The 18,856-nt window shown below is 67.3% G+C and carries 17 protein-coding genes; 14 read left to right on the top strand and 3 right to left on the bottom strand.

Features of this window, described 5'->3' with window-relative positions; genetic code table 11:
• Positions 1-39: 39 nt before the first annotated feature.
• The 9 genes from E3T22_RS10470 to E3T22_RS10430 all read left to right on the top strand — a co-directional run bounded on the left by E3T22_RS10470 (position 40) and on the right by E3T22_RS10430 (position 10,271).
• Positions 40-261, top strand: coding sequence for a hypothetical protein (locus E3T22_RS10470; protein ID WP_088456305.1), 222 nt, complete (start codon positions 40-42; stop codon positions 259-261).
• A 63-nt stretch (positions 262-324) separates the two neighbouring features.
• Positions 325-2,979 carry an alanine--tRNA ligase gene (alaS, locus tag E3T22_RS10465; protein WP_134480057.1) on the top strand — a complete coding sequence of 885 codons (2,655 nt, stop codon included), beginning with the start codon at positions 325-327 and terminating at the stop codon, positions 2,977-2,979.
• Between the two features lie 3 nt (positions 2,980-2,982).
• Complete coding sequence (ruvX, locus tag E3T22_RS10460) at positions 2,983-3,450, top strand: Holliday junction resolvase RuvX (RefSeq protein WP_174776232.1); 468 nt, start codon at positions 2,983-2,985, stop codon at positions 3,448-3,450.
• Between the two features lie 2 nt (positions 3,451-3,452).
• Positions 3,453-4,940 (top strand): endolytic transglycosylase MltG, encoded by a 1,488-nt coding sequence (mltG, locus tag E3T22_RS10455; RefSeq protein WP_241983663.1) that lies wholly within the window; start codon positions 3,453-3,455, stop codon positions 4,938-4,940.
• Positions 4,918-5,880: a shikimate dehydrogenase gene (locus tag E3T22_RS10450; protein ID WP_241983662.1), complete on the top strand. Its 963-nt coding sequence runs from the start codon at positions 4,918-4,920 to the stop codon at positions 5,878-5,880. The genes mltG and E3T22_RS10450 overlap by 23 nt, the downstream gene beginning before the upstream one ends.
• Positions 5,881-5,885: 5 nt before the next feature.
• Positions 5,886-7,094: a chorismate synthase gene (gene aroC, locus E3T22_RS10445; protein WP_088456302.1), complete on the top strand. Its 1,209-nt coding sequence runs from the start codon at positions 5,886-5,888 to the stop codon at positions 7,092-7,094.
• 1 nt (position 7,095) lies between these two features.
• A complete protein-coding gene (locus E3T22_RS10440) occupies positions 7,096-7,722 on the top strand; it encodes a shikimate kinase (protein ID WP_240632178.1) in 627 nt (208 codons plus the stop codon).
• Between the two features lie 5 nt (positions 7,723-7,727).
• Positions 7,728-8,816, top strand: coding sequence for a 3-dehydroquinate synthase (aroB, locus tag E3T22_RS10435; protein WP_088458003.1), 1,089 nt, complete (start codon positions 7,728-7,730; stop codon positions 8,814-8,816).
• Positions 8,817-8,945: 129 nt separating this feature from the next.
• The gene (locus E3T22_RS10430) at positions 8,946-10,271 is read left to right on the top strand and encodes a transcriptional regulator (protein WP_241983661.1); all 1,326 of its coding nucleotides are present in this window, start codon (positions 8,946-8,948) and stop codon (positions 10,269-10,271) included.
• 15 nt (positions 10,272-10,286) lie between these two features.
• Here E3T22_RS10430 and E3T22_RS10425 read toward each other — a convergent pair whose 3' ends face one another.
• Positions 10,287-10,961 (bottom strand): DUF6518 family protein, encoded by a 675-nt coding sequence (locus tag E3T22_RS10425; RefSeq protein ID WP_088456301.1) that lies wholly within the window; start codon positions 10,959-10,961, stop codon positions 10,287-10,289.
• Positions 10,962-11,156: 195 nt separating this feature from the next.
• On the opposite strand from E3T22_RS10425, the gene E3T22_RS10420 reads away from it, so the two are divergent.
• Together E3T22_RS10420 and E3T22_RS10415 are read left to right on the top strand one after the other, a co-directional pair.
• A complete protein-coding gene (locus tag E3T22_RS10420; protein WP_088456300.1) occupies positions 11,157-12,680 on the top strand; it encodes an aldehyde dehydrogenase family protein in 1,524 nt (507 codons plus the stop codon).
• 104 nt (positions 12,681-12,784) lie between these two features.
• Positions 12,785-13,231 (top strand): DUF779 domain-containing protein, encoded by a 447-nt coding sequence (locus tag E3T22_RS10415; RefSeq protein WP_088456299.1) that lies wholly within the window; start codon positions 12,785-12,787, stop codon positions 13,229-13,231.
• A gap of 33 nt (positions 13,232-13,264) precedes the next feature.
• Here the strand turns inward: E3T22_RS10415 and E3T22_RS10410 are convergent, their stop codons facing one another.
• Positions 13,265-13,864 carry a hypothetical protein gene (locus E3T22_RS10410; protein ID WP_088456298.1) on the bottom strand — a complete coding sequence of 200 codons (600 nt, stop codon included), beginning with the start codon at positions 13,862-13,864 and terminating at the stop codon, positions 13,265-13,267.
• Positions 13,865-13,942: 78 nt separating this feature from the next.
• Entirely contained in the window at positions 13,943-14,734 is a 792-nt protein-coding gene (locus E3T22_RS10405) for a GntR family transcriptional regulator (protein WP_194087750.1), read from the bottom strand.
• A gap of 98 nt (positions 14,735-14,832) precedes the next feature.
• On the opposite strand from E3T22_RS10405, the gene deoD reads away from it, so the two are divergent.
• The 3 genes from deoD to murJ all read left to right on the top strand — a co-directional run bounded on the left by deoD (position 14,833) and on the right by murJ (position 18,844).
• On the top strand, positions 14,833-15,552 hold the full coding sequence (deoD, locus tag E3T22_RS10400; protein WP_103459844.1) for a purine-nucleoside phosphorylase: 720 nt from the start codon (positions 14,833-14,835) through the stop codon (positions 15,550-15,552).
• Complete coding sequence (locus E3T22_RS10395; RefSeq protein ID WP_088456295.1) at positions 15,552-16,967, top strand: MFS transporter; 1,416 nt, start codon at positions 15,552-15,554, stop codon at positions 16,965-16,967. Before deoD ends, E3T22_RS10395 begins: the two co-directional genes overlap by 1 nt.
• 308 nt (positions 16,968-17,275) lie before the next feature.
• The gene (gene murJ / locus E3T22_RS10390) at positions 17,276-18,844 is read left to right on the top strand and encodes a murein biosynthesis integral membrane protein MurJ (RefSeq protein ID WP_166789294.1); all 1,569 of its coding nucleotides are present in this window, start codon (positions 17,276-17,278) and stop codon (positions 18,842-18,844) included.
• The last annotated feature ends 12 nt before the right edge of the window (positions 18,845-18,856 follow it).

Raw genomic sequence — 18,856 nt, 5'->3', positions numbered from 1 at the left:
CCACAGCCACCCATTCCTCAAACTCAGGGAGCACATGCCATGAAGAATTTCATCTGGTTAGTCGTCGGCGTCGGAATCGGATTTGTTGCCGCCCACGAGGTGAACAAGACCCAGCAGGGCAAGCGGTTCTTCACCGATCTTGACGCCAAGACCCGCGAATTCGGCGAGGCCATCTCCGAGGGCTACCGCAAACGCGAAGCCGAACTGCACGCCGCACTCGGCGAGGCAGAAGAGACCATCGAAGAGCTGTCAAAGCCCTAACCACTTCCCTTCCCACCGCAATTCCCCCGGTCGGATTACCGATCCAGTAACAGTACGGACCCCATGCAGACTGCCGACATTCGCGGGCGCTGGCTCGACTTCTTCGCCGACCGTGGACACACCGTTGTCCCGTCGGCGTCGCTCGTGAGCGATGACCCCTCCCTCCTCTTCACCGTGGCCGGCATGGTGCCGTTCGTGCCCTACCTCACCGGTCTGGTACCCGCCCCGTTCCCCAGGGCCACCAGCGTGCAGAAGTGCATCCGCACCAACGACATCGAAGAGGTCGGCAAGACGCCGCGGCACGGCACCTTCTTCCAAATGAGCGGCAACTTCTCTTTCGGCGACTACTTCAAGGAGCAGGCGATCAGCTACGCCTGGGAGCTGCTCACCTCGAGCGAGGCCGACGGCGGCTACGGCTTCGCCGAGAAGGACCTCTGGGTCACGGTCTACGAGAACGACGACGAGGCCTTCGGCTACTGGCGCGCGCTCGGCCTGCCTGAACACCGGATCCAGCGCCTCGGAATGGACACCAACTACTGGTCCACCGGCCAGCCCGGCCCCGCCGGCCCGTGCAGTGAGATCTTCTTCGACCGTGGCCCCGCCTTCGGCATCGACGGCGGTCCCGCCACCGACGACGACCGCTACGTGGAGATCTGGAACCTGGTCTTCATGCAGTTCCTCCGCGGTGAGGGCACCGGCAAGAACGACTTCCAGATCCTCGGCGACCTGCCCAAGAAGAACATCGACACCGGCATGGGCCTGGAGCGCGTCGCGTTCCTCAAGCAGGGCGTGCAGAACATGTACGAGATCGACCAGGTGCGCCCGGTTCTCGACCGTGCCGCGGCCCTCTCCGGCCGCCGCTACGGCGCCGACCACGAGGACGACGTGCGGATGCGCATCGTCGCCGACCACGTGCGGTCCTCCCTGATGTTGATGAGCGACGGTGTCATGCCGTCCAATGAGGGCCGCGGCTACATCCTGCGCCGCCTGATGCGCCGCAGCGTTCGTGCCATGCGCCTGCTCGGGGTGGACGCCGCCTCGTTCACCGAGCTGTTCCCGGCCTCCCGCGACGCCATGAGCGCCGCGTATCCCGAGGTCGCCACCGACTACGACCGGATCAGCCAGGCCGCATACGCCGAGGAAGAGACCTTCCTGCGCACCCTCGCCAGCGGGTCGAGCGTGCTCGACCTCGCCGTGGCCAAGACCAAGAGCGCCCAGAAGGCGGAACTGCCCGGCGACACCGCGTTCCTGCTGCACGACACCTACGGCTTCCCGATCGAGATCACCCTGGAAATGGCCGAAGAGGCCGGCCTCAGCGTCAACCGTGAGGCTTTCGACACCCTGATGGCGAAGCAGCGCGCCATGGCCAAGGCCGACGCCAAGGCCAAGAAGACCCACCTGGCCGACCTGTCGGTCTACAGCGCCTTCCGCGCACACGGCGAGACCGTGTTCACCGGCTACGACATGCTGCAGACCGAATCCAGCATTCTGGGCCTGATCGTCGACGGCGCATCAGTGAACCGTGCGGTCGCCGGCGACATCGCCGAGGTCATCCTCGCCGAGACCGCCCTCTACGCCGAATCCGGCGGCCAGGAGGCCGACGCCGGCCTCATCGTGGGCCCCGGCTACGAACTCGAGGTTCTCGACGTGCAGAAGCCCGTCAAGGGCCTGATCAGCCACAAGGTGCAGGTCACCAGCGGCGAGGTCGGTGTGGGCGACCCCGCGACCAGCGTCGTCGATCCCGACTGGCGTCGCGGCGCCCGCCAGGCGCACTCCGGCACCCACATTCTGCACGCGGCGCTGCGCCAGGTGCTCGGCCCGAACGCACACCAGTCGGGTTCGTACAACAAGGCCGGCTTCTTCCGCCTGGACTTCTCCTGGAACCAGGCCCTGTCGCCGGCGACACGCAGCGAGATCGAGGAGATCTCCAACAACGCCATCCGCGACAACCTCGAGGTGAGCACCCGCGAACTGCCGCTGGCCGAGGCCAAGGCGCTCGGCGCGATGGCGCTGTTCGGCGAGAAGTACGGCGAGACCGTGCGGGTGGTCGACATCGGCGGCCCGTGGTCGCGCGAACTCTGCGCGGGCACCCACGTGGCCTCCAGCTCTGAGATCGGCATGATCAACCTCGTCAGCGAGGCGTCGGTCGGCTCAACCAACCGCCGTGTCGAGTCGCTCGTCGGGCTCGAGGCGTTCCGCGACCTCGCCGCCGAGCGGGCCATCGTGTCCCAGCTCACCAGCAACCTCAAGACGCCGCGTGAGCAGCTTCCCGCCAAGATCATGGATCTCATGCAGAGCCTGAAGGCGGCCGAGAAGAAGATCGCCTCGTTCGAAGCCCGTGCACTCAGCGACCGGGTGCCCGCCCTCGTGGCCCAGGCCACCAGGATCGGCGACCTCACCGTGGTGGCCGAAGACCTCGGCACCCTGAACTCCGCCGACGACGTGCGGATGCTCGTCACCGGCACCCGCGAACGGCTGGGCAATGACCCCGCCGTCGTCGCCCTCGCGGCGACCGTGGCCGACAAGCCCGTCGTGATCGTGGCGACCAACGCCGCGGCTCGTGACGCCGGCCAGAAGGCCGGTGCGCTGGCCAAGCAGCTCGCCGGTATTCTCGGCGGCGGCGGCGGCGGCAAGGACGACCTGGCCCAGGGCGGCGGCACGAATGTGGAGCTGATCCCCGAGGCACTCAGCACGCTGCGCACGCTGGTGGCCCGCTAACCCATGCGATCGGGCGTGCGGGTGGGAATCGATGTCGGCACTGTGCGGATCGGCGTTGCCCGCAGCGACTTCCACGGCATGCTCGCCACCCCGGTGGAGACCGTGCCACGGGACAAGAACGCGGCCGACCTCGGCAGGATCGCCGGGATCGTCACCGAGCTGGATGCCGTCGAAGTGATCGTCGGGTTGCCCCTGGCGCTGTCCGGGCGGCACACCGCGTCGACCGACGATGCCGTCTCCTTCGCCGAAACCCTCGCCGCGACGGTGTCGGTGCCGGTTCGGCTCGTCGACGAGCGACTGTCGACGGTGTCGGCTCAGGCCGCCCTGCGAACCGTCGGCCGCAGCACCCGCACGCAGCGTCCAGTGGTCGATCAGGTGGCCGCGACTATTATTCTGCAGCATGCGCTCGATACCGAACGTGCCTCGGGCAAACCAGCCGGCACGTCCGTTGACCTGACCGGAAGGCCGTAACCGTGGCGAAAAGTCCGCCGGAAAACCCCGACCCGAACCCTTCGGGCGGCACTGGCGACACGCCGCTGCCCTCCCGCCGGGCCCTGCGGGAAGCCCAGGCGGCCCGCGAGGCCCAGGCGGCGCAGAAGGATGCGGGCCCGGCTGCTTCTGAACCGGCAGCGCCGCCCGCACCTCTGTCGTATTGGACCGCACCCGTACAGCCCGACCCGGACGAGCAGCCTGCCCCAGAGGAGCCCGCCGCGGTGAGCACCAGCGACCACAATCCCTTCGCGGGGCTCGGGTTCGGCACTGCGCCCGACCCGGCCCCCGCATCCGACGGTCAGCTGACGGGTGCCCCGGATGTCCCGGCGCAGGCCGGACGCCCCGGCTCCCGCGCGAATCGACGCGCCCGGCTTGCCGACCACCCGACCCTGGTGGAGAAGAAGTCGCGCAAGGGCGGCTGGGGCTGCCTGGTCGTCATCCTCGTCCTCCTCGCTCTGATGGGCGCCGCTGCCCTGGCCCTGCAGGGGCCCATCAGCCAGCTCGTCGCCGCCACGCAGGCTCCCGAGGACTATGAGGGCTCCGGCAGCGGTGAGGTGCTCGTCATGATCCACGACGGCGACACCGGTTCCGATATCGCCAACACCCTGGTGGACCAGGATGTGGTGAAGAGCTATGACGCCTTCTACGACCTGTTGCTCGCCCAGTCGACCGACCCGGTCTTCCAGCCCGGCGCCTACCAGCTGGCCTCGCAGATGAGCGCCCAGGCCGCACTCGAGGCCCTGCAGGACCCGGACAGCCGCCAGGATCTCACCGTGGTGATCCCCGAGGGAACCGCTGCCGTCGACGTGCTCACCTCGATGTCAGAGGGTACCGACATCCCCCTCGAGGACCTGCAGGCAGCGGCCGCCGACCTGTCCGGGTTCGGGCTCCCCGCCGAGGCCACCAGCCTCGAGGGCTTCCTCTTTCCGGCCACGTACACATTCCAGCCGGCGACGAGCGCCCACGACGCACTCAAGACCCTCGTCGACCGCCAGTTCGAGGCCCTCGACACTGCCGGAGTCGCCCCGGCCGATCGGTGGAAGACCATCGTGATGGCGTCGCTGATCCAGCGTGAGGCCGGTCTGAAGGACGACTACTACAAGGTCGCCCGGGTGTTCTACAACCGGCTCGACCCTGCGCAGTGGGACACCGGGCTGCTGCAGTCCGATGCCACCGTCGCCTACGGCACCGGAAAGACGCACCTGGTCACGACGACCGACGCCGAGCGGGCGGACGTAGACAACGCCTACAACACCTACGTGCATCCCGGTCTGCCGGTCGGACCGATCAGCAATCCCGGCGACCTGGCCATTGATGCGGCCCTGCACCCCGCAGACGGAACCTGGCTATTCTTCGTGACGTGGAACCTGGATACCGGAGAGACCATCTTCTCAACGACCGTGGACGAACACGACGCCGGCGTCGCCAAGTGGCTGGACTGGATGGATGAGCACCCCGAATATGGTTGATCCGACGCAAGCCTCAGTCAGCACGCCGCCGCGGCGCCGGTTGGCGGTGCTCGGTTCGCCCATCGCGCACTCACTGTCGCCGGCCCTGCACGCTGCCGCCTATCGGGTGCTCGGCCTGAACTGGGAATACACGGCGGTGCAGATCGGCGAGGGTGAGCTCGACGGCTTCGTGGACGGCCTCACCCCGGAGTGGCTGGGGCTGTCCTTGACCATGCCGCTCAAGCACGAGATCCAGCCGCGCCTGGACACCCTGGACCGTGTCGCGATCCTCACCGGAGCCGTGAACACTGTGCGGTTCGGCGACGCACCGGTGGGGGAGGGCGACGACAGCACGACGGTGACCGCGCCACGGCCGTTCTTCGGCTACAACACCGACGTAGCCGGGCTGGTGCGTGCCCTGGCCGAGGCCGGCATGGACCGGACCACCCACGTCACCCTGCTCGGTGCCGGCGCGACCGCAGCATCCGCCCTCGTCACCGCCGCCGAACTCGGCGCCGAAACCGTGCAGATCATCGCCCGCACGCCGGGCCGAGCCGACCCGCTCCTGGACCTCGGCCGCAAGCTCGGGCTCGTCGTCGCGGTAGCGGGCCTTCCGGCCATGGCCGCCGCCGACCGCGTCAGTGACCTGGTGATCAGCACCATGCCCGGCGATGCCGCACTGCAGTACGAGTTCCCGGCGGCGTTGCGGGCCAACACCCTGCTCTTCGACGTGGGCTACGCGCCCTGGCCCACAGCCCTGGCCCGGTCCTGGGCGGCTGCCGGCGGCCGGGCCCTGTCCGGCCGCACGATGCTGCTGCACCAGGCCGTCGTGCAGATCCGGATCTTCCTGGCCAACGACCCTTTCCTGCCCCTCCCCGACGAAGAGGCCGTGCTGGAGGCCATGCGTGCCGCACTGGACGCCGCCGACGGGACGGCGCCCGGCCGCGCTGTGGAAGGATAGGGAGCATGCTTCGTTGGCTCACCGCCGGAGAGTCTCACGGCCCCGAACTCCTCGCCATTGTCGAGGGTTTGCCCGCTGGGATCCCGGTCACACTAGATGCGATCCGTCTCGACCTTGCGCGCCGCAAACTCGGCTATGGCCGGGGTGCCCGCATGAAGTTCGAACAGGACGAACTGAACATCTCCGGTGGCGTCCGCCACGGTCTCACACTCGGCGGCCCGGTGGCGCTGCGGATCGGGAACACCGAATGGCCCAAGTGGGCCGACGTGATGAGCCCGGAACCCGTTGACCCCGCCCTGCTCGCCCGCGGCCGAGGCGCCCCTCTGGTGCGCCCCCGGCCCGGCCACGCCGACCTGGTTGGGATGCAGAAATACGACTTCGACGAGGCCCGTCCGGTGCTCGAGCGCGCCAGCGCCCGGGAGACGGCCGCCCGCGTGGCCCTCGGTGCCGTCGCCCGTGCCTTCCTCGCCGGCCTCGGTATCGAGTTGGTCAGCCACACCCTGTCCATCGGCCCGGTTCGGGTGCCCGAGGGATCCGCGCTGCCCCGTCCCGGTGATGTCGACACCCTCGACGCCGACCCGCTGCGCTGCTTCGACACCGCCACCAGCGCGCTCATGGTCGCCGAGGTGGATGCTGCGCACAAGGACGGCGACACTCTCGGCGGCATCGTCGAGGTCCTCGCCTACAACCTGCCACCCGGTCTGGGTTCGTTCGTGCATTGGGACCGCCGGCTGGACTCCCAGCTCGCCGCCGCGCTGATGGGCATCCAGGCGATCAAGGGCGTCGAGGTCGGTGACGGCTTCCTCACCACCACCCGCCGCGGTTCGGACGCACACGACGAACTGGTTCAGGTCGATGACCAGATCCTGCGCGCCAGCGACAAGGCCGGCGGCACCGAGGGCGGCATGAGCACCGGAACCGTGCTGCGCGTACGGGCCGGTATGAAGCCCATCGCCACGATCCCGCGCGCGCTCCGCACCGTTGACATCACCACGAGCGAAGCCGCACCCGCTCACCACCAGCGCTCCGATGTCTGTGCGGTGCCGGCCGCCGGCGTCGTCGCCGAAGCCATGGTGGCCCTGGTCCTGGCCAACTCGGTGCTGGAGAAGTTCGGCGGTGACTCGTTGGGCGAAACCAAGCGCAACCTGGACTCCTACCTCGCCAACATTCCGGCCAACCTGCGCACCGGGGCGTCCAGCGACGCCACGCTCTAGCGTGCTGTTCCTGAGCCCGGACGCCTCTCGTCCCGCCGACGGCTGGCCGGCCGCACCCGGACCGGCGCCCGACCGGCGCGACGAGGCGTCGCCGGAGGGCGCGGAGCCGCACCGCGACGCGGATGTGCCGCTGTACCCGTTGGTGTTCATCGGGCCGATGGCGTCGGGCAAGTCCAAGATCGGTCGCCGGGTCGCGCGCACCCTGCGGGTGCCGTTCCTGGACACCGACAAACTCATCGTCACCGAACACGGCCCGATCACCGAGATCTTCGCCACTCACGGCGAGAGCCACTTCCGGGACCTCGAACGCGCGGCCGTCGCCGACGCGCTACGTCAGAAGCGGGCCGTCGTGTCGCTCGGTGGGGGAGCGGTGCTCGACCCGGCCACCCGGGCGGACCTGCGGCGCGCCACGGTGATCTCCCTGAGCACTACCGCCGAGGCTGTGCGCAACCGCACCAGGAACGCCAAACGTCCGCTTTTGGCCGACGGGCCGGACGCCTGGCAGCGCATCTACGACGAGCGCCGCCCGCTGTACGACGCGCTGGCCAGCATCCACTTCGACACGTCGACCAGGCCGGTCGACGCCATCGCCGCCGACATCGTGAAATGGGTAAGAGAACAATCGTGACCGACATGCAGCCCGAAGAGACCGGCACCACCACCATCACCGTCAGCGGTGTCGACAGCTACCCGGTCCTCATCGGGCGGGGCATCGTGGCCGATGTTGCCGAGCAGCTCGGCGACACCGTGAAGAAGGTACTCATTGTGCACACCTCGCACCTCGGCGCCCGCGCCGTGGCGCTGCGGGAGAGCCTGCTGGACCGGTACGAGGTCCTCATCGCCGAGGTCCCCGACGCCGAGCCCGCCAAACGGGTTGAGGTCGCCGCGTTCTGCTGGCAGGTGATGGGTCAGGCCGACTTCACCCGCACCGACGCCGTGATCGGATTCGGCGGCGGCGCCGTGACCGACCTGGCCGGCTTCGTGGCCGCCACCTGGCTGCGCGGCGTCAAGCTGGTGCAGATTCCCACCAGCGTGCTCGGTATGGTCGACGCCGCCGTCGGCGGTAAGAATGGCATCAACACCGCGGAGGGCAAGAACCTCGTCGGCACCTTCTACGCGCCGGCCGCCGTGGTCTGCGACCTCGACATCCTCGCCGACCTGCCCCGCAACGAGATCCTGGCCGGCTTCGCCGAGATCGTGAAGGCCGGGTTCATCCAGATCCCGGAGATCCTCGACATCGTCGAAGCGGATGTCACCCGGGTCACCGACCCGATCACGCCAGAGTTCCGCCGGGTGCTCGAGCTCTCCATCGCCATGAAGGCCCGCGTCGTCGGCGCGGATTTCAAGGAGGCGGGCCTCCGCGAAATCCTCAACTACGGGCACACTCTCGGCCACGCCGTCGAGCACGCCGAACGCTACGGCTGGCGCCACGGCGCAGCTGTCGCCGTCGGCATGATGTTCGCCGCCGAACTTGCCAGGCTCAGCGGGCGGCTCTCCGACGAGGCCGTCGACCGGCACCGCCGGATCCTGGAGTCGCTCACCCTGCCGACGACCTACCCGGTAGGCCGCTGGTCCACCCTGCTGGCCACCATGCAGCGGGACAAGAAGACCCGCAGCGGAATGTTGCGCTTCATCGTGCTCGACGACATCGGCAAGCCCACGGTGCTCGAGGGCCCGGATGCGTCGCTGCTCTTCGCGGCGTACCAGGAGATCGGCTCCTGACACCCCTTTTTCGCGGTCTGTGCCTAGAATGAAGCACCCGACCGGCCGCTCTGCGCAGGTCGCCTACGACCAGCGTTGATCGGAGGTGTTGTGAGCAGTCCGTGGACGATAACTCCTACCGATTCACCTGTGGGGACGTTTTCCCGGCAGGAAAGACTGCATGAGGCCGCCATCGGGGACCGTACCGATCTGCGCTCCGGTGCCGTGCAGGCCGGCGTGCGCCGACTCGTGCGGGAATCCTGGCAACGGTCTCTGTCACTCCGCCTGGACCCGCTGACGGCGCAGGCGGCACCAACTCTCGCCGCCGACGAGCTCAACCGGCTGAGGGCCCGCAATCCGCTGGCCGGGGTGCTGCCGGTGATCAACACCCTGTTGGTGCGGCACGCCGCCGAATTCGGGCTGATCGTGGCGGTGGCCGATGAGACCGGCCGGCTGCTCTGGATCGACGGTGACAGCTCGGTGCGCACCCGTGCCGAGGACATGCACTTCGTCGTCGGCGCCGACTGGTCTGAGGCCCGGGTCGGCACCAGCGCACCCGGCACCGCCCTGGCTCTGAACCACGGCATCCAGATCCAGCGCGCCGAACACTTCAGTCAGCTCGCCCACCCGTTCAGCTGCACCGCCGTGCCCATCCACGACCCGGTCACCGGTGCGGTGCTCGGCGTCATCGATATCACTGGGGGAGACGCCGCCGTTGCCCCGCAGACCCTGCCGCTTGTGGAGGCCGCCGTCGCGGCGCTCGAGGCGGAGTTGCGCATCCAGAGCCTCAGCGCCCCACGGCCGGCACCGGCGCGGCCTTCGGGCTTTACCGCCCCCGGCATTCTGCTGACCGTTCTGGGTACCGAACACGGCGCCCTGCACGGGGCTCCCAGCACTGATCGGCACAGTACTGATCGGCACAGCACTGATCGGCACAGCGTCGGCCTCAGTCCCCGGCACGCCGAGATCCTGCTCCTGCTCGCCTGGCACCGGCAGGGCCTGTCCGCCGACAGGCTCGCAAGCCTCCTCAGCGACGAGCAACCGCACGCCGTCGAGAACCTCCGAGCCGAGATGGTGCGGCTGCGCCGGGCGCTGGCGGTCAGCCATCCGCAGCTGCGGATCGGCTCCCGCCCATACCGTCTGGAGACCGGCGTCGACACGGATGCGGGCCGGGTCCTGCGCCTCCTCGGCCGCGGTGCCCACCGAATGGCCCTCGCCGCCTATCGCGGCACCGTGCTGCCTGGCTCCGCAGCGCCCGGCGTCACAGAGATCCGCGCAGAGGTGAGCCAGCGCCTGCGCCAGACGCTGCTCAGCGATGCCTCGGTGGAGGTGCTGCTCGACTACGCCCGCACCGAGGAGGCCGCCTGGGACTCCGAGGTATGGCGGGCCTGCCTTCAGCTGCTGCCCGCCCGGTCACCACAGCGAGCCGCAGTGGTGGCGAGCCTCGCCCGCATCGAGGCCGAGCTCAGCGCGTAGCCGACGAGCCCGGGTTCAATTCAGGACGAAGACGAGTACATACACGAAGGCGAGAGTCCCCACCAGCCACACGCTGACCACCAACGAGATGGAGCGAGGCGCGAGCCGGCGGTGCAGGACGGCCGCGAGCAGAAAGATTGCTGACAGCACGATCTCGAGCGTCCAATAGACCGGGCTGGTGGTGTCTGTGATGGTGTTGAGTGCCCAGATGCCCTCGCCCAGCAGAACAGCGCTCAGCGGCGTGACCGCCAGCGCACCCCACAGTGGAGGGGCGTAGCGTGCGAGGCCGGCGGCAACGCCCAGCAGCGGTCCGGTGACGACGCCCACCAAGGTCCAGATCGAGGTGAACGGATCGCCGTCATCGAACCCTCGCCACTCGGATACGACGCTGTAGGACTCGACGAGAAGCTGGAAGACCACGATGCCGAGGACTCCCGCAAGCAACGGCCGGGCACGGCCGAGCCAGACGATCAGGAAGGCGAACATCGTCCAGCCGCCGGCGGAGTTGCCCAGCGAATTGACCCAGGGCGGCAGGTACTGCTGGGCGACACTGGTCAGCCCGCCGATCAGCACCGCTCCGCCGACCGCCACGACCGTCGCCCGCACCGCCGACGACCGGGTATCGGCGTGCCACCAGCCGCTGCGCGCGGGCGGCGGCTCGACGACGCGAGTACTTTCCAGGGTTTCCATGTCGTCCACGCTAGGCAAGCCGGTCCGGCCGGGCATCCACCCAGAGACTGACCGGGGAATACCGGAGGATGACCTCGGTCGGGCCACCGGGCCGGGAGGCCACCGCAATGTTTCGCAACCTCCGTGTTCCTAGGCTCACCCCATGGACCGCGAGAACGCGGACTCCATCGACAGAGCCGTCGAACAAGGAGTGAAATGACCGTTTACGCCGCCCCAGGCACACCGGATGCGAAAGTCACCTTCAAGCCCCGCTACGAGAACTGGATCGGAGGCGAATGGGTGCCGCCGGTGAAGGGCCAATACTTCGAAGACATCTCCCCGGTCAACGGCAAACCGTTCACCGAGGTCGCCCGCAGTACCCACGAAGACATCGACCTGGCCCTCGACGCCGCCCACAAGGCCGCACCGGCCTGGGGCAAGACCACGGCCACGCACCGCGCCGCCGTGCTCAACAAGATCGCGGATGTCATCGACGCGAACCGCGAACTGCTCGCGGTTGCCGAGACTTGGGACAACGGCAAGCCCATCCGGGAGCCGCTGAACGCCGACCTGCCACTGGCTGCCGACCACTTCAGGTACTTCGCCTCCGCCATCCGCGCCCAGGACGGCGACCACGCCGAGCTCGACAACGACACCATGTCGTACCAGTTCCACGAACCGCTGGGCGTGGTCGGCCAGATCATCCCGTGGAACTTCCCGATCCTGATGGCGGTGTGGAAGCTGGCACCGGCTCTCGCTGCTGGGAACGCGGTCGTGCTCAAGCCCGCGGAGCAGACCCCCGCATCGATCCTGGTGCTGATCGAACTGATCGGCGACATCCTGCCTCCTGGGGTGCTCAACATCGTCAACGGCTTCGGCATCGAAGCGGGCAAGCCGCTCGCATCCTCGAACCGTATCCGCAAGATCGCGTTCACCGGCGAGACCACGACGGGACGGCTGATCCTGCAGTACGCCAGCGCCAACATCATCCCGTCCACCGTTGAGCTGGGCGGCAAGAGCGCCAACATCTTCTTTGACGATGTGGCGCAGAAGGACGACAGCTACTACGACAAGGCACAGGAAGGTTTTGTGCTGTTCGCCTTCAACCAGGGCGAGGTGTGCACCTGCCCCAGCCGCGCGCTGTTGCACAAGCCCATCTACGACAGCTTCCTCGGCGGCGCCATCGAGCGCACCAAGCTGGCCAAGCAGGGCAACCCGCTCGACACCGACACCCAGGTGGGCGCCCAGGCCAGCAATGACCAGCTCGAGAAGATCCTCTCGTACATCGATATCGGGAAGAAGGAGGGCGCCAAGCTCCTGCTCGGCGGCGAGCAGGCCGACCTCGGCGGGGACCTCAGCGGCGGCTACTACGTGCAGCCGACCATCTTCGAGGGCCAGAACAAGATGCGCATCTTCCAGGAGGAGATCTTCGGACCCGTCGTGGCGGTGACCAGCTTCGACGACTACGACGACGCCATCTCGATCGCCAACGACACCCTGTACGGCCTCGGGGCCGGGGTGTGGTCGCGGAACGGCACCACGGCCTACCGCGCGGGGCGGGACCTGCACGCCGGGCGCGTGTGGGTGAACAACTACCACAACTACCCGGCTGGAGCCGCTTTCGGCGGCTACAAGAGCTCGGGTATCGGCCGGGAGAACAACAAGCTGGCGCTCGGCCACTACCAGCAGACCAAGAACCTGCTGGTGTCGTACTCCGAAGACGCGTTGGGCTTCTTCTAACCGCGAACAGGAGGTGCCGGTCGGGGCGGTTACCCGAAAACTGCCCCGGCCGGCACCGCCCCCCACAAACGCCCGTAGCGCTCCACCCGCAGTTGGAGGAACCCATGACCGACCTCATCACGCCAGTCCCGGATGCGCCCGTCGCGCCCGCGGTCGAAGCGTCCATCACCATCCCGGGGGAGACCCGGTCCAGGGTGGCGCTGGCGCAGGCCACCGTCGACCTGTTGCGAAGCCTCTGGGAGGAGCACGGGCCGCTGATGTTCCATCAGTCCGGCGGCTGCTGCGACGGCAGTTCGCCGATGTGCTTTCCGGCGGGGGAGTTCATCACCTCCGACCAAGACGTGCTGCTCGGCCGGCTCGACATCGCGCCGGCGGGAGAGCCCGAACAGGTGATCGACTTCTGGATCTCCGCCGAACAGTTCGAGTACTGGAGTCACACCGCCCTGCTCATCGACACCGTCAAGGGTCGCGGCGGTGGCTTCTCGGCCGAGGCTCCACGCGGCGTGCGCTTCATCATCCGCTCGGAGTTGATGGATTCGTTCACCGGGTAGGGATCAAAGTCGGCGACGTCGGAGTGCCGGGGGTCAGACGAAGGTGCGCAGTGCCCGCTGGTAACCGTCACTGTCCTCTCTGGTCGTGTTGGTCAGGAGAAGGCCGGTCCGGCCGACTGTTCGCGTGAACTCGCCCCGGCAGGGGATGCTGACGATCTTCGTCAGGCCCGCCTGCCAGGCGCGGATGAGCCCGGGGAGGCTGCGCCGCTCGGGGCTGTCCTCAAGTTTGGCCGGCAATGCCATTAGCTGGGTGTGTGCGGCCGCGTCCGACCACGTTCGGTACGACGCGCTGTTGAATGCCGTATCGCCAAAAAGGTCGCGCCAGTTCGGGCCGACGATGCGGTGGAGAAGGTCGGCCCGCTCGGTCGATCCGACGACGGTGCGCTGAATCTCCTCGAACACCCCCGGGTCCCTTTCCTCACCCGCATGCGCTGCGGCGGCGTCCCAGACGCGTGGCCAGGCCTCCGCCCAGGCCGCGCGAGTTTCGGCATCGACCGCGGAATCGCGAACCACCGGGGGCGTTTCCGACAGCAGCGGCGGGAGATCATCCCCGCCAGGCTGCAGCTGGTGTGCCTCTCTGACCCAGAGCAGTTCCAGAAGCGAACCAGGTTGATCGTCGACGGTGATGACCATGTCGTGTGGCCACGGCTCGCCCGGTATCGGTTCGCTTGATCGCATGCGTGCCCTCGGATCCTGGACGTGGTTGACGGGTCAGTTCGGGTTGTGCTGCATGACCGACAGCGACCCGTGGCCAGGCGCGATGACACACTTGGCGGCGTACAGCGGCACTCCGCTGTGGTCGGCAGTCTGGGTGAGGATGAGGACCGCCGCTGACGGATCGATGTTCAGCAGCTTCGCCCGCGTGGGGCCGGCGTCGGTGGCGACGATCTGGCACACACCGTTGGTGAAGACGTGACCGTTGGCCTGCATGGAGGCGAGAAGGGTTCGTGGTTGAGCGGCGAGCTCCGCGAGTTCGGAGGCGATCCGCGCGCTCACATCACTGAGGTAGCGCCCAGCGGGGAGATGTTCCTGAACCGTTGCAACGGGACGCCCATCGTGCAGCAAGACGCTCTCGCGGATCCAGGCGTTCGCAGCCGGGTCGAGCGCGAGCCGGTGGGACACGAAGTCGGTAGCCCCTTCGAGCTCGAAGCGCACCGGCTGCACGGTAATCGTCATGTTCGGGTCGGCGAGGGCGATCTCGAACGGCCGTAGCTGCTCGAGTCCGCCGTGCGGGATGGACTCGGTGACGAACCGCCCGACACCGCGCCGGGTGACCAGCAACCCGTCTTCCTCGAGGAGCATCAGCGCCTCGCGCACCGGAGTGCGGCTCACCCCGAGCGTTGCCGAGAGTTCGATTTCCCGTGGCAGCATCTCGCCGAGCCTGAACACGCCAGAGCGGATGCCTTCAGCCAGCCGCGTGTAGACCGCAACTCGAATGGGCTGGCCGACGGCGAGCTGGAGCTGCTGCTGCAGGAACGTGTGGGATTCCAGACTGGTCGTCACGAGACCTCCTTGTGTGCCCGACGCTATCACGTTCGACATGTGCCCGCAGAGGTATAACCTCATACTGCAAGCACTGCAATCTAGACAATGGAGTCCCCATGAGTACACCCACCACGACCAGCACGCCCCACATCGATCCGAAGGGGGTGGACATTGCCGAGACGATCCTGCTTCCCGGCGACCCGCTGCGAGCCAAGTTCATCGCCGAGACCTACCTCGACGACATCCGTTGTTTCAACGAGGTTCGCAACATGCTGGGTTTCACCGGCACCTACCGCGGGCGCCCCGTGTCCGTCATGGGCACGGGAATGGGCATTCCCTCAATCTCGCTCTACAGCTACGAGCTGATCCACCACTTCGGCGTCAAGAACCTGATCCGGGTGGGTAGCTGCGGCGCCATGCAGGAAGGCATGGAGCTCTACGACGTGGTCATCGCGCAGGGCGCCTCGACCGACTCCAACTACCTGCACCAGTTCAACCTGCCCGGTCAGTGGGCACCACTGTCGTCGTACAGGCTGCTGGAGCAGGCCAAGCGGGCCGCCGACGAGCGCGGCCAACGCACCCACGTTGGCAACGTTCTTTCATCCGACGTGTTCTACGGCGCGGACTCCGACGCCATGGGCAAGTGGATGAAGATGGGCATTCTGGCCGTTGAGATGGAGTCGGCGGGTCTGTTCGCCAACGCCGCGGCCGCGGGCGTCGATGCGTTGGGCATCTTCACCGTCAGCGACCACATCCTCACTCACGCCAAGACCACCCCGGAGGAACGGCAGACCGCCTTCACCTCCATGATCGAGATCGCGCTGGAACTCGCCTGATGAGCACCGCAACCCGCCCCTCCGTTCTCACCCAGGCCATCAAGCCGAGCCGGGCCATCCCCATCCTGCTGATCCTCTTCGTGTTCTCGCTGGTGCTGGACAACGGCTTCAAATTCATGTCGCCGGCGTTGGCGGATAGTCTCAACCTTCCGGTCACCACCGTCAGCCTGCAGGCCACTCTGGCCGGCATCCTGATCGGTATCGGCGCCGTGGTCTACGCCGCGCTGGCCGACTCGATCAGCATCCGCAAACTCATCATCTTCGCGATCATCTTGATGACCGTCGGGTCGCTCGTCGGCTTCGTCTTCCAGGGCAACTTCTCGATGATCCTGGTCGGTCGGCTGATTCAGAGCGCCGGCCTGGCGGCCGCCGAGACGCTCTACGTGATCTACGTGACCAAGCACTTCAGGGGCGACGAGCAGAAGAAGTATCTGGGCTTCAGCACCGCGGCCTTCCAGTTGTCGCTGCTGATCGGCACCGTTGGAAGTGGCTTCATCGCCACCTACATCGGCTGGGCTGCCTTCTTCCTGGTCGCACTGCTTTCGCTGCTTGCCATCCCTGTCGTGTTGCGCACGGTGCCCAAGGAGGCGACGGGCGGCGGCCATGTGGACGTATTCGGCCTGTTCCTGATCGCGGTCTTCGCCACCGGCCTGATCATGTTCATGCAGAACTTCAACCTGTGGTACCTGTTGCCGGTTGTTGCCGGGCTGGCTCTCTTCATCTGGCACATCCGTACCCACGACAACGCCGTGATCACCAGCGCATTCTTCGCCAACGCCCAGTACTCACTCATGATCATCGTGGTGTTCATCACCTACTCCGTACAGCTGGGCTACACCTTCCTGTTCTCGTTCCTGATCTCCGACGTCTACGGCTACAACCTCGGCGAAGTCGCCCTGCTGCTGATCCCCGGCTACGTCGCCGCCGTGATTGTGGGCACTCTTACCGGCAAGATCGCCAAGTACCTCTCCTCAAAGCAAGCCATCACCATCGCGCTCGTCGCGATCGTCGTGTCACTGCTGATCCCGGCCCTGCTGGTGGATAAGGGAGTCTGGATCTTCGTGATCTCGATGAGCCTGTTCCCGATGGCCTTTGCGCTGATGTACGGCCCGCTCGTGTCGACTGCCATTGAGCGTGTGCCGGTCGCAAACTCCGGTATCGCCATTGGCTTCTACAACCTCACCATCAACATTGCCGTTCCGGTCGGCATCGCCTACACCGCAACGCTGATGAAGCTGCAGCCCAACCTGTTGGGCGGCATCACCGACGGCGCCCAGGCCTCCTCCTACGGATCGGTGTTGTTGATCCTCACGGGAGTCGCTGCCCTCGGCCTCGTGCTGTACCGCGTCTTCATCGTCTTCATCGAGCGCCAGGGCTCCGAGGTGGCCGCGGCGCGGAAGGCTGTGGCGGACTAGGACGTCCGGTGCGGGTCTCGAAGGAGATTTCCGAATACGGAAGGTGCTCGCGTGCCAGCACGGCAGTCAGGATGCGATCGCCGAGGTCCGCGCCAACCGAATAGACGTGGGCCCGGTGGCGGGGGAACAGCCATCGGGTCCACGTCTGCGCCGTGCATGAGCCCAACCTGGTCAGGTGCCCCAGACAGCGGGGAAATGTTGCCTGACCTGTGGGAGTCTTGGCAAATGCGGGATTCTGGATCGGCTGGGTGTCAGTTCGCACTGCGCGGTGCGTGCGTGTGAGCGTGCGGGGCTCGGTCGGATCGATGATGACCGCCACGCTGGTGTCGCGAGCGCTGGGTTTTGTGAAGGCAATTCTCCTGGTGGCTGCCATCGGCGGAACCAGCGCCGGCGTCGGCGGGCAGACCTTCGAGATCGCCAACTCGGCTCCCACCTATCTGTTCGCCCTGATCGCCGGGGGAGTGCTCGGCGCCGTGCTCGTTCCGCAGATCGTCCGGAACCTGAACGCCGGCTCGGTCGGGCAGGACAATACCGACCGGCTCCTGACCATTGTTCTGGTCGGTTCAGCCGTGGCCACGGTCGTCCTTACCCTGTGCGCCCCGGGCATCGTCTGGCTCTACGCGACGACCTGGTCGCCGGAATGGCGAGGACTGGCAACGTCGATGGCGTACTGGTGCCTGCCTCAGATCTTCTTCCTTATCGCCTTCGCCGTTGTGTCGCAGGTCCTCAACGCGCGGGGAGTATTCGGTGCCCCGGCCTGGGCGCCCGCGATCTCGAACCTAGTGGGGATCGGGGGGATCCTGGTGTTCCTCCTCGTTCTGCCGTCCGGATTGGGGGACGTCGGCACGTGGAGTCCATCGATGATCGCGGTCCTCAGCGGTTCCGCCACCCTCGCCATCGCCGTCCAAAGCCTCCTTCTCGCGGTCCCCCTTCGCACCATGGGGTTTCGGCTGCGCCTGCGCTGGGGTGTCAGCGGTCTGGGGCAGATGTCGGCCGTGGCCGGCTGGACGCTCCTGGGCGTGGTTGCCGGCCAGGTCACCTACCTGGTCACCGCCAACGTCGCCAACAACGCCGGCGAGACGCTGCATCGACTGGGCATCGATGGGCCGAGCCTGAACTCGCTGTCACTCGCATACCTCCTGATGCTGCTGCCGCATGGAATCGTCACGGTGTCCCTGACCACCGCTCTGTACACCCGGATGAGCGGGTATGCCGCCCGCCACGACTTCACTGCGACCGAGTCACTCTCGAGCCTGGCCACGAAGCCTGTCGCCTATGTCGCGATCGCCGCGAGCGCCGCGTTCGCCGCGCTGGGACCGCTCATCACCACGGTGCTGTTCGGCAACCCGAGCATCGGACAGGTGCTGCAGGTCCTCTCGATCGGGCTCGTCGGCTTCAGCCAGGCCTACGTGCTCAACCGAACCTCCTTCGCTCTCCAGGACGCCCGCGGCCCGTTCCTCACTCAGCTCGTCATCGCGGTGCTCTCTGCGGCGGGGGCCGCCGCATCCGCGCTGATGCTGCCGCCGGCTCTCACCGTGATCGGTATCGCGGCGGGCGTCACTCTCGCCAACTTTGCCGGCTGGTTCACTGCATATCGGGCGCTACAACGAACCTTTCGGCGTCTCGGCCACGTACCCGTGCGGGGACACCGCGCGTCTCTCGGCTACGTCCGGCTGCTCGGCGCGGGGCTCGCGAGTTTCATGGTCGGGTGGACGGCGGTGGCATTCATCGGGATTCCGTCTGATTTCGGTGGCAAAGTCCTCCTCCTGGGCGCCGCCGGAGCGGCATCTCTGGGGGTGTTCATCGTGGTCGGTTACGTTTTTGGCGATCGAACCGTGAGCGAACTGCGTCGCCCGTCCGGGCGGATGGGTCGATGACTATCCCCGGTG

The sequence above is a fragment of the Cryobacterium sp. TMB3-10 genome (genome assembly GCF_004402305.1).
GTDB classification, from domain to species: domain Bacteria; phylum Actinomycetota; class Actinomycetes; order Actinomycetales; family Microbacteriaceae; genus Cryobacterium; species Cryobacterium zongtaii.
This window is presented reverse-complemented; position numbering and strand designations above follow the sequence as displayed.

Bases quoted from the DNA above. Each gene is read 5' to 3' on its own strand.
- aroC (WP_088456302.1), top strand. From the start codon at position 5,886: ATGCTTCGTTGGCTCACCGCCGGAGAGTCTCACGGCCCCGAACTCCTC.
- alaS (WP_134480057.1), top strand. From the start codon at position 325: ATGCAGACTGCCGACATTCGCGGGCGCTGGCTCGACTTCTTCGCCGAC.
- E3T22_RS10450 (WP_241983662.1), top strand. From the start codon at position 4,918: ATGAGCACCCCGAATATGGTTGATCCGACGCAAGCCTCAGTCAGCACG.
- E3T22_RS10415 (WP_088456299.1), top strand. From the start codon at position 12,785: ATGACCGACCTCATCACGCCAGTCCCGGATGCGCCCGTCGCGCCCGCG.
- deoD (WP_103459844.1), top strand. From the start codon at position 14,833: ATGAGTACACCCACCACGACCAGCACGCCCCACATCGATCCGAAGGGG.
- E3T22_RS10470 (WP_088456305.1), top strand. From the start codon at position 40: ATGAAGAATTTCATCTGGTTAGTCGTCGGCGTCGGAATCGGATTTGTT.
- aroB (WP_088458003.1), top strand. From the start codon at position 7,728: ATGCAGCCCGAAGAGACCGGCACCACCACCATCACCGTCAGCGGTGTC.
- E3T22_RS10420 (WP_088456300.1), top strand. From the start codon at position 11,157: ATGACCGTTTACGCCGCCCCAGGCACACCGGATGCGAAAGTCACCTTC.
- ruvX (WP_174776232.1), top strand. From the start codon at position 2,983: ATGCGATCGGGCGTGCGGGTGGGAATCGATGTCGGCACTGTGCGGATC.
- E3T22_RS10425 (WP_088456301.1), bottom strand. From the start codon at position 10,961: ATGGAAACCCTGGAAAGTACTCGCGTCGTCGAGCCGCCGCCCGCGCGC.
- E3T22_RS10410 (WP_088456298.1), bottom strand. From the start codon at position 13,864: ATGGTCATCACCGTCGACGATCAACCTGGTTCGCTTCTGGAACTGCTC.
- murJ (WP_166789294.1), top strand. From the start codon at position 17,276: ATGACCGCCACGCTGGTGTCGCGAGCGCTGGGTTTTGTGAAGGCAATT.
- E3T22_RS10395 (WP_088456295.1), top strand. From the start codon at position 15,552: ATGAGCACCGCAACCCGCCCCTCCGTTCTCACCCAGGCCATCAAGCCG.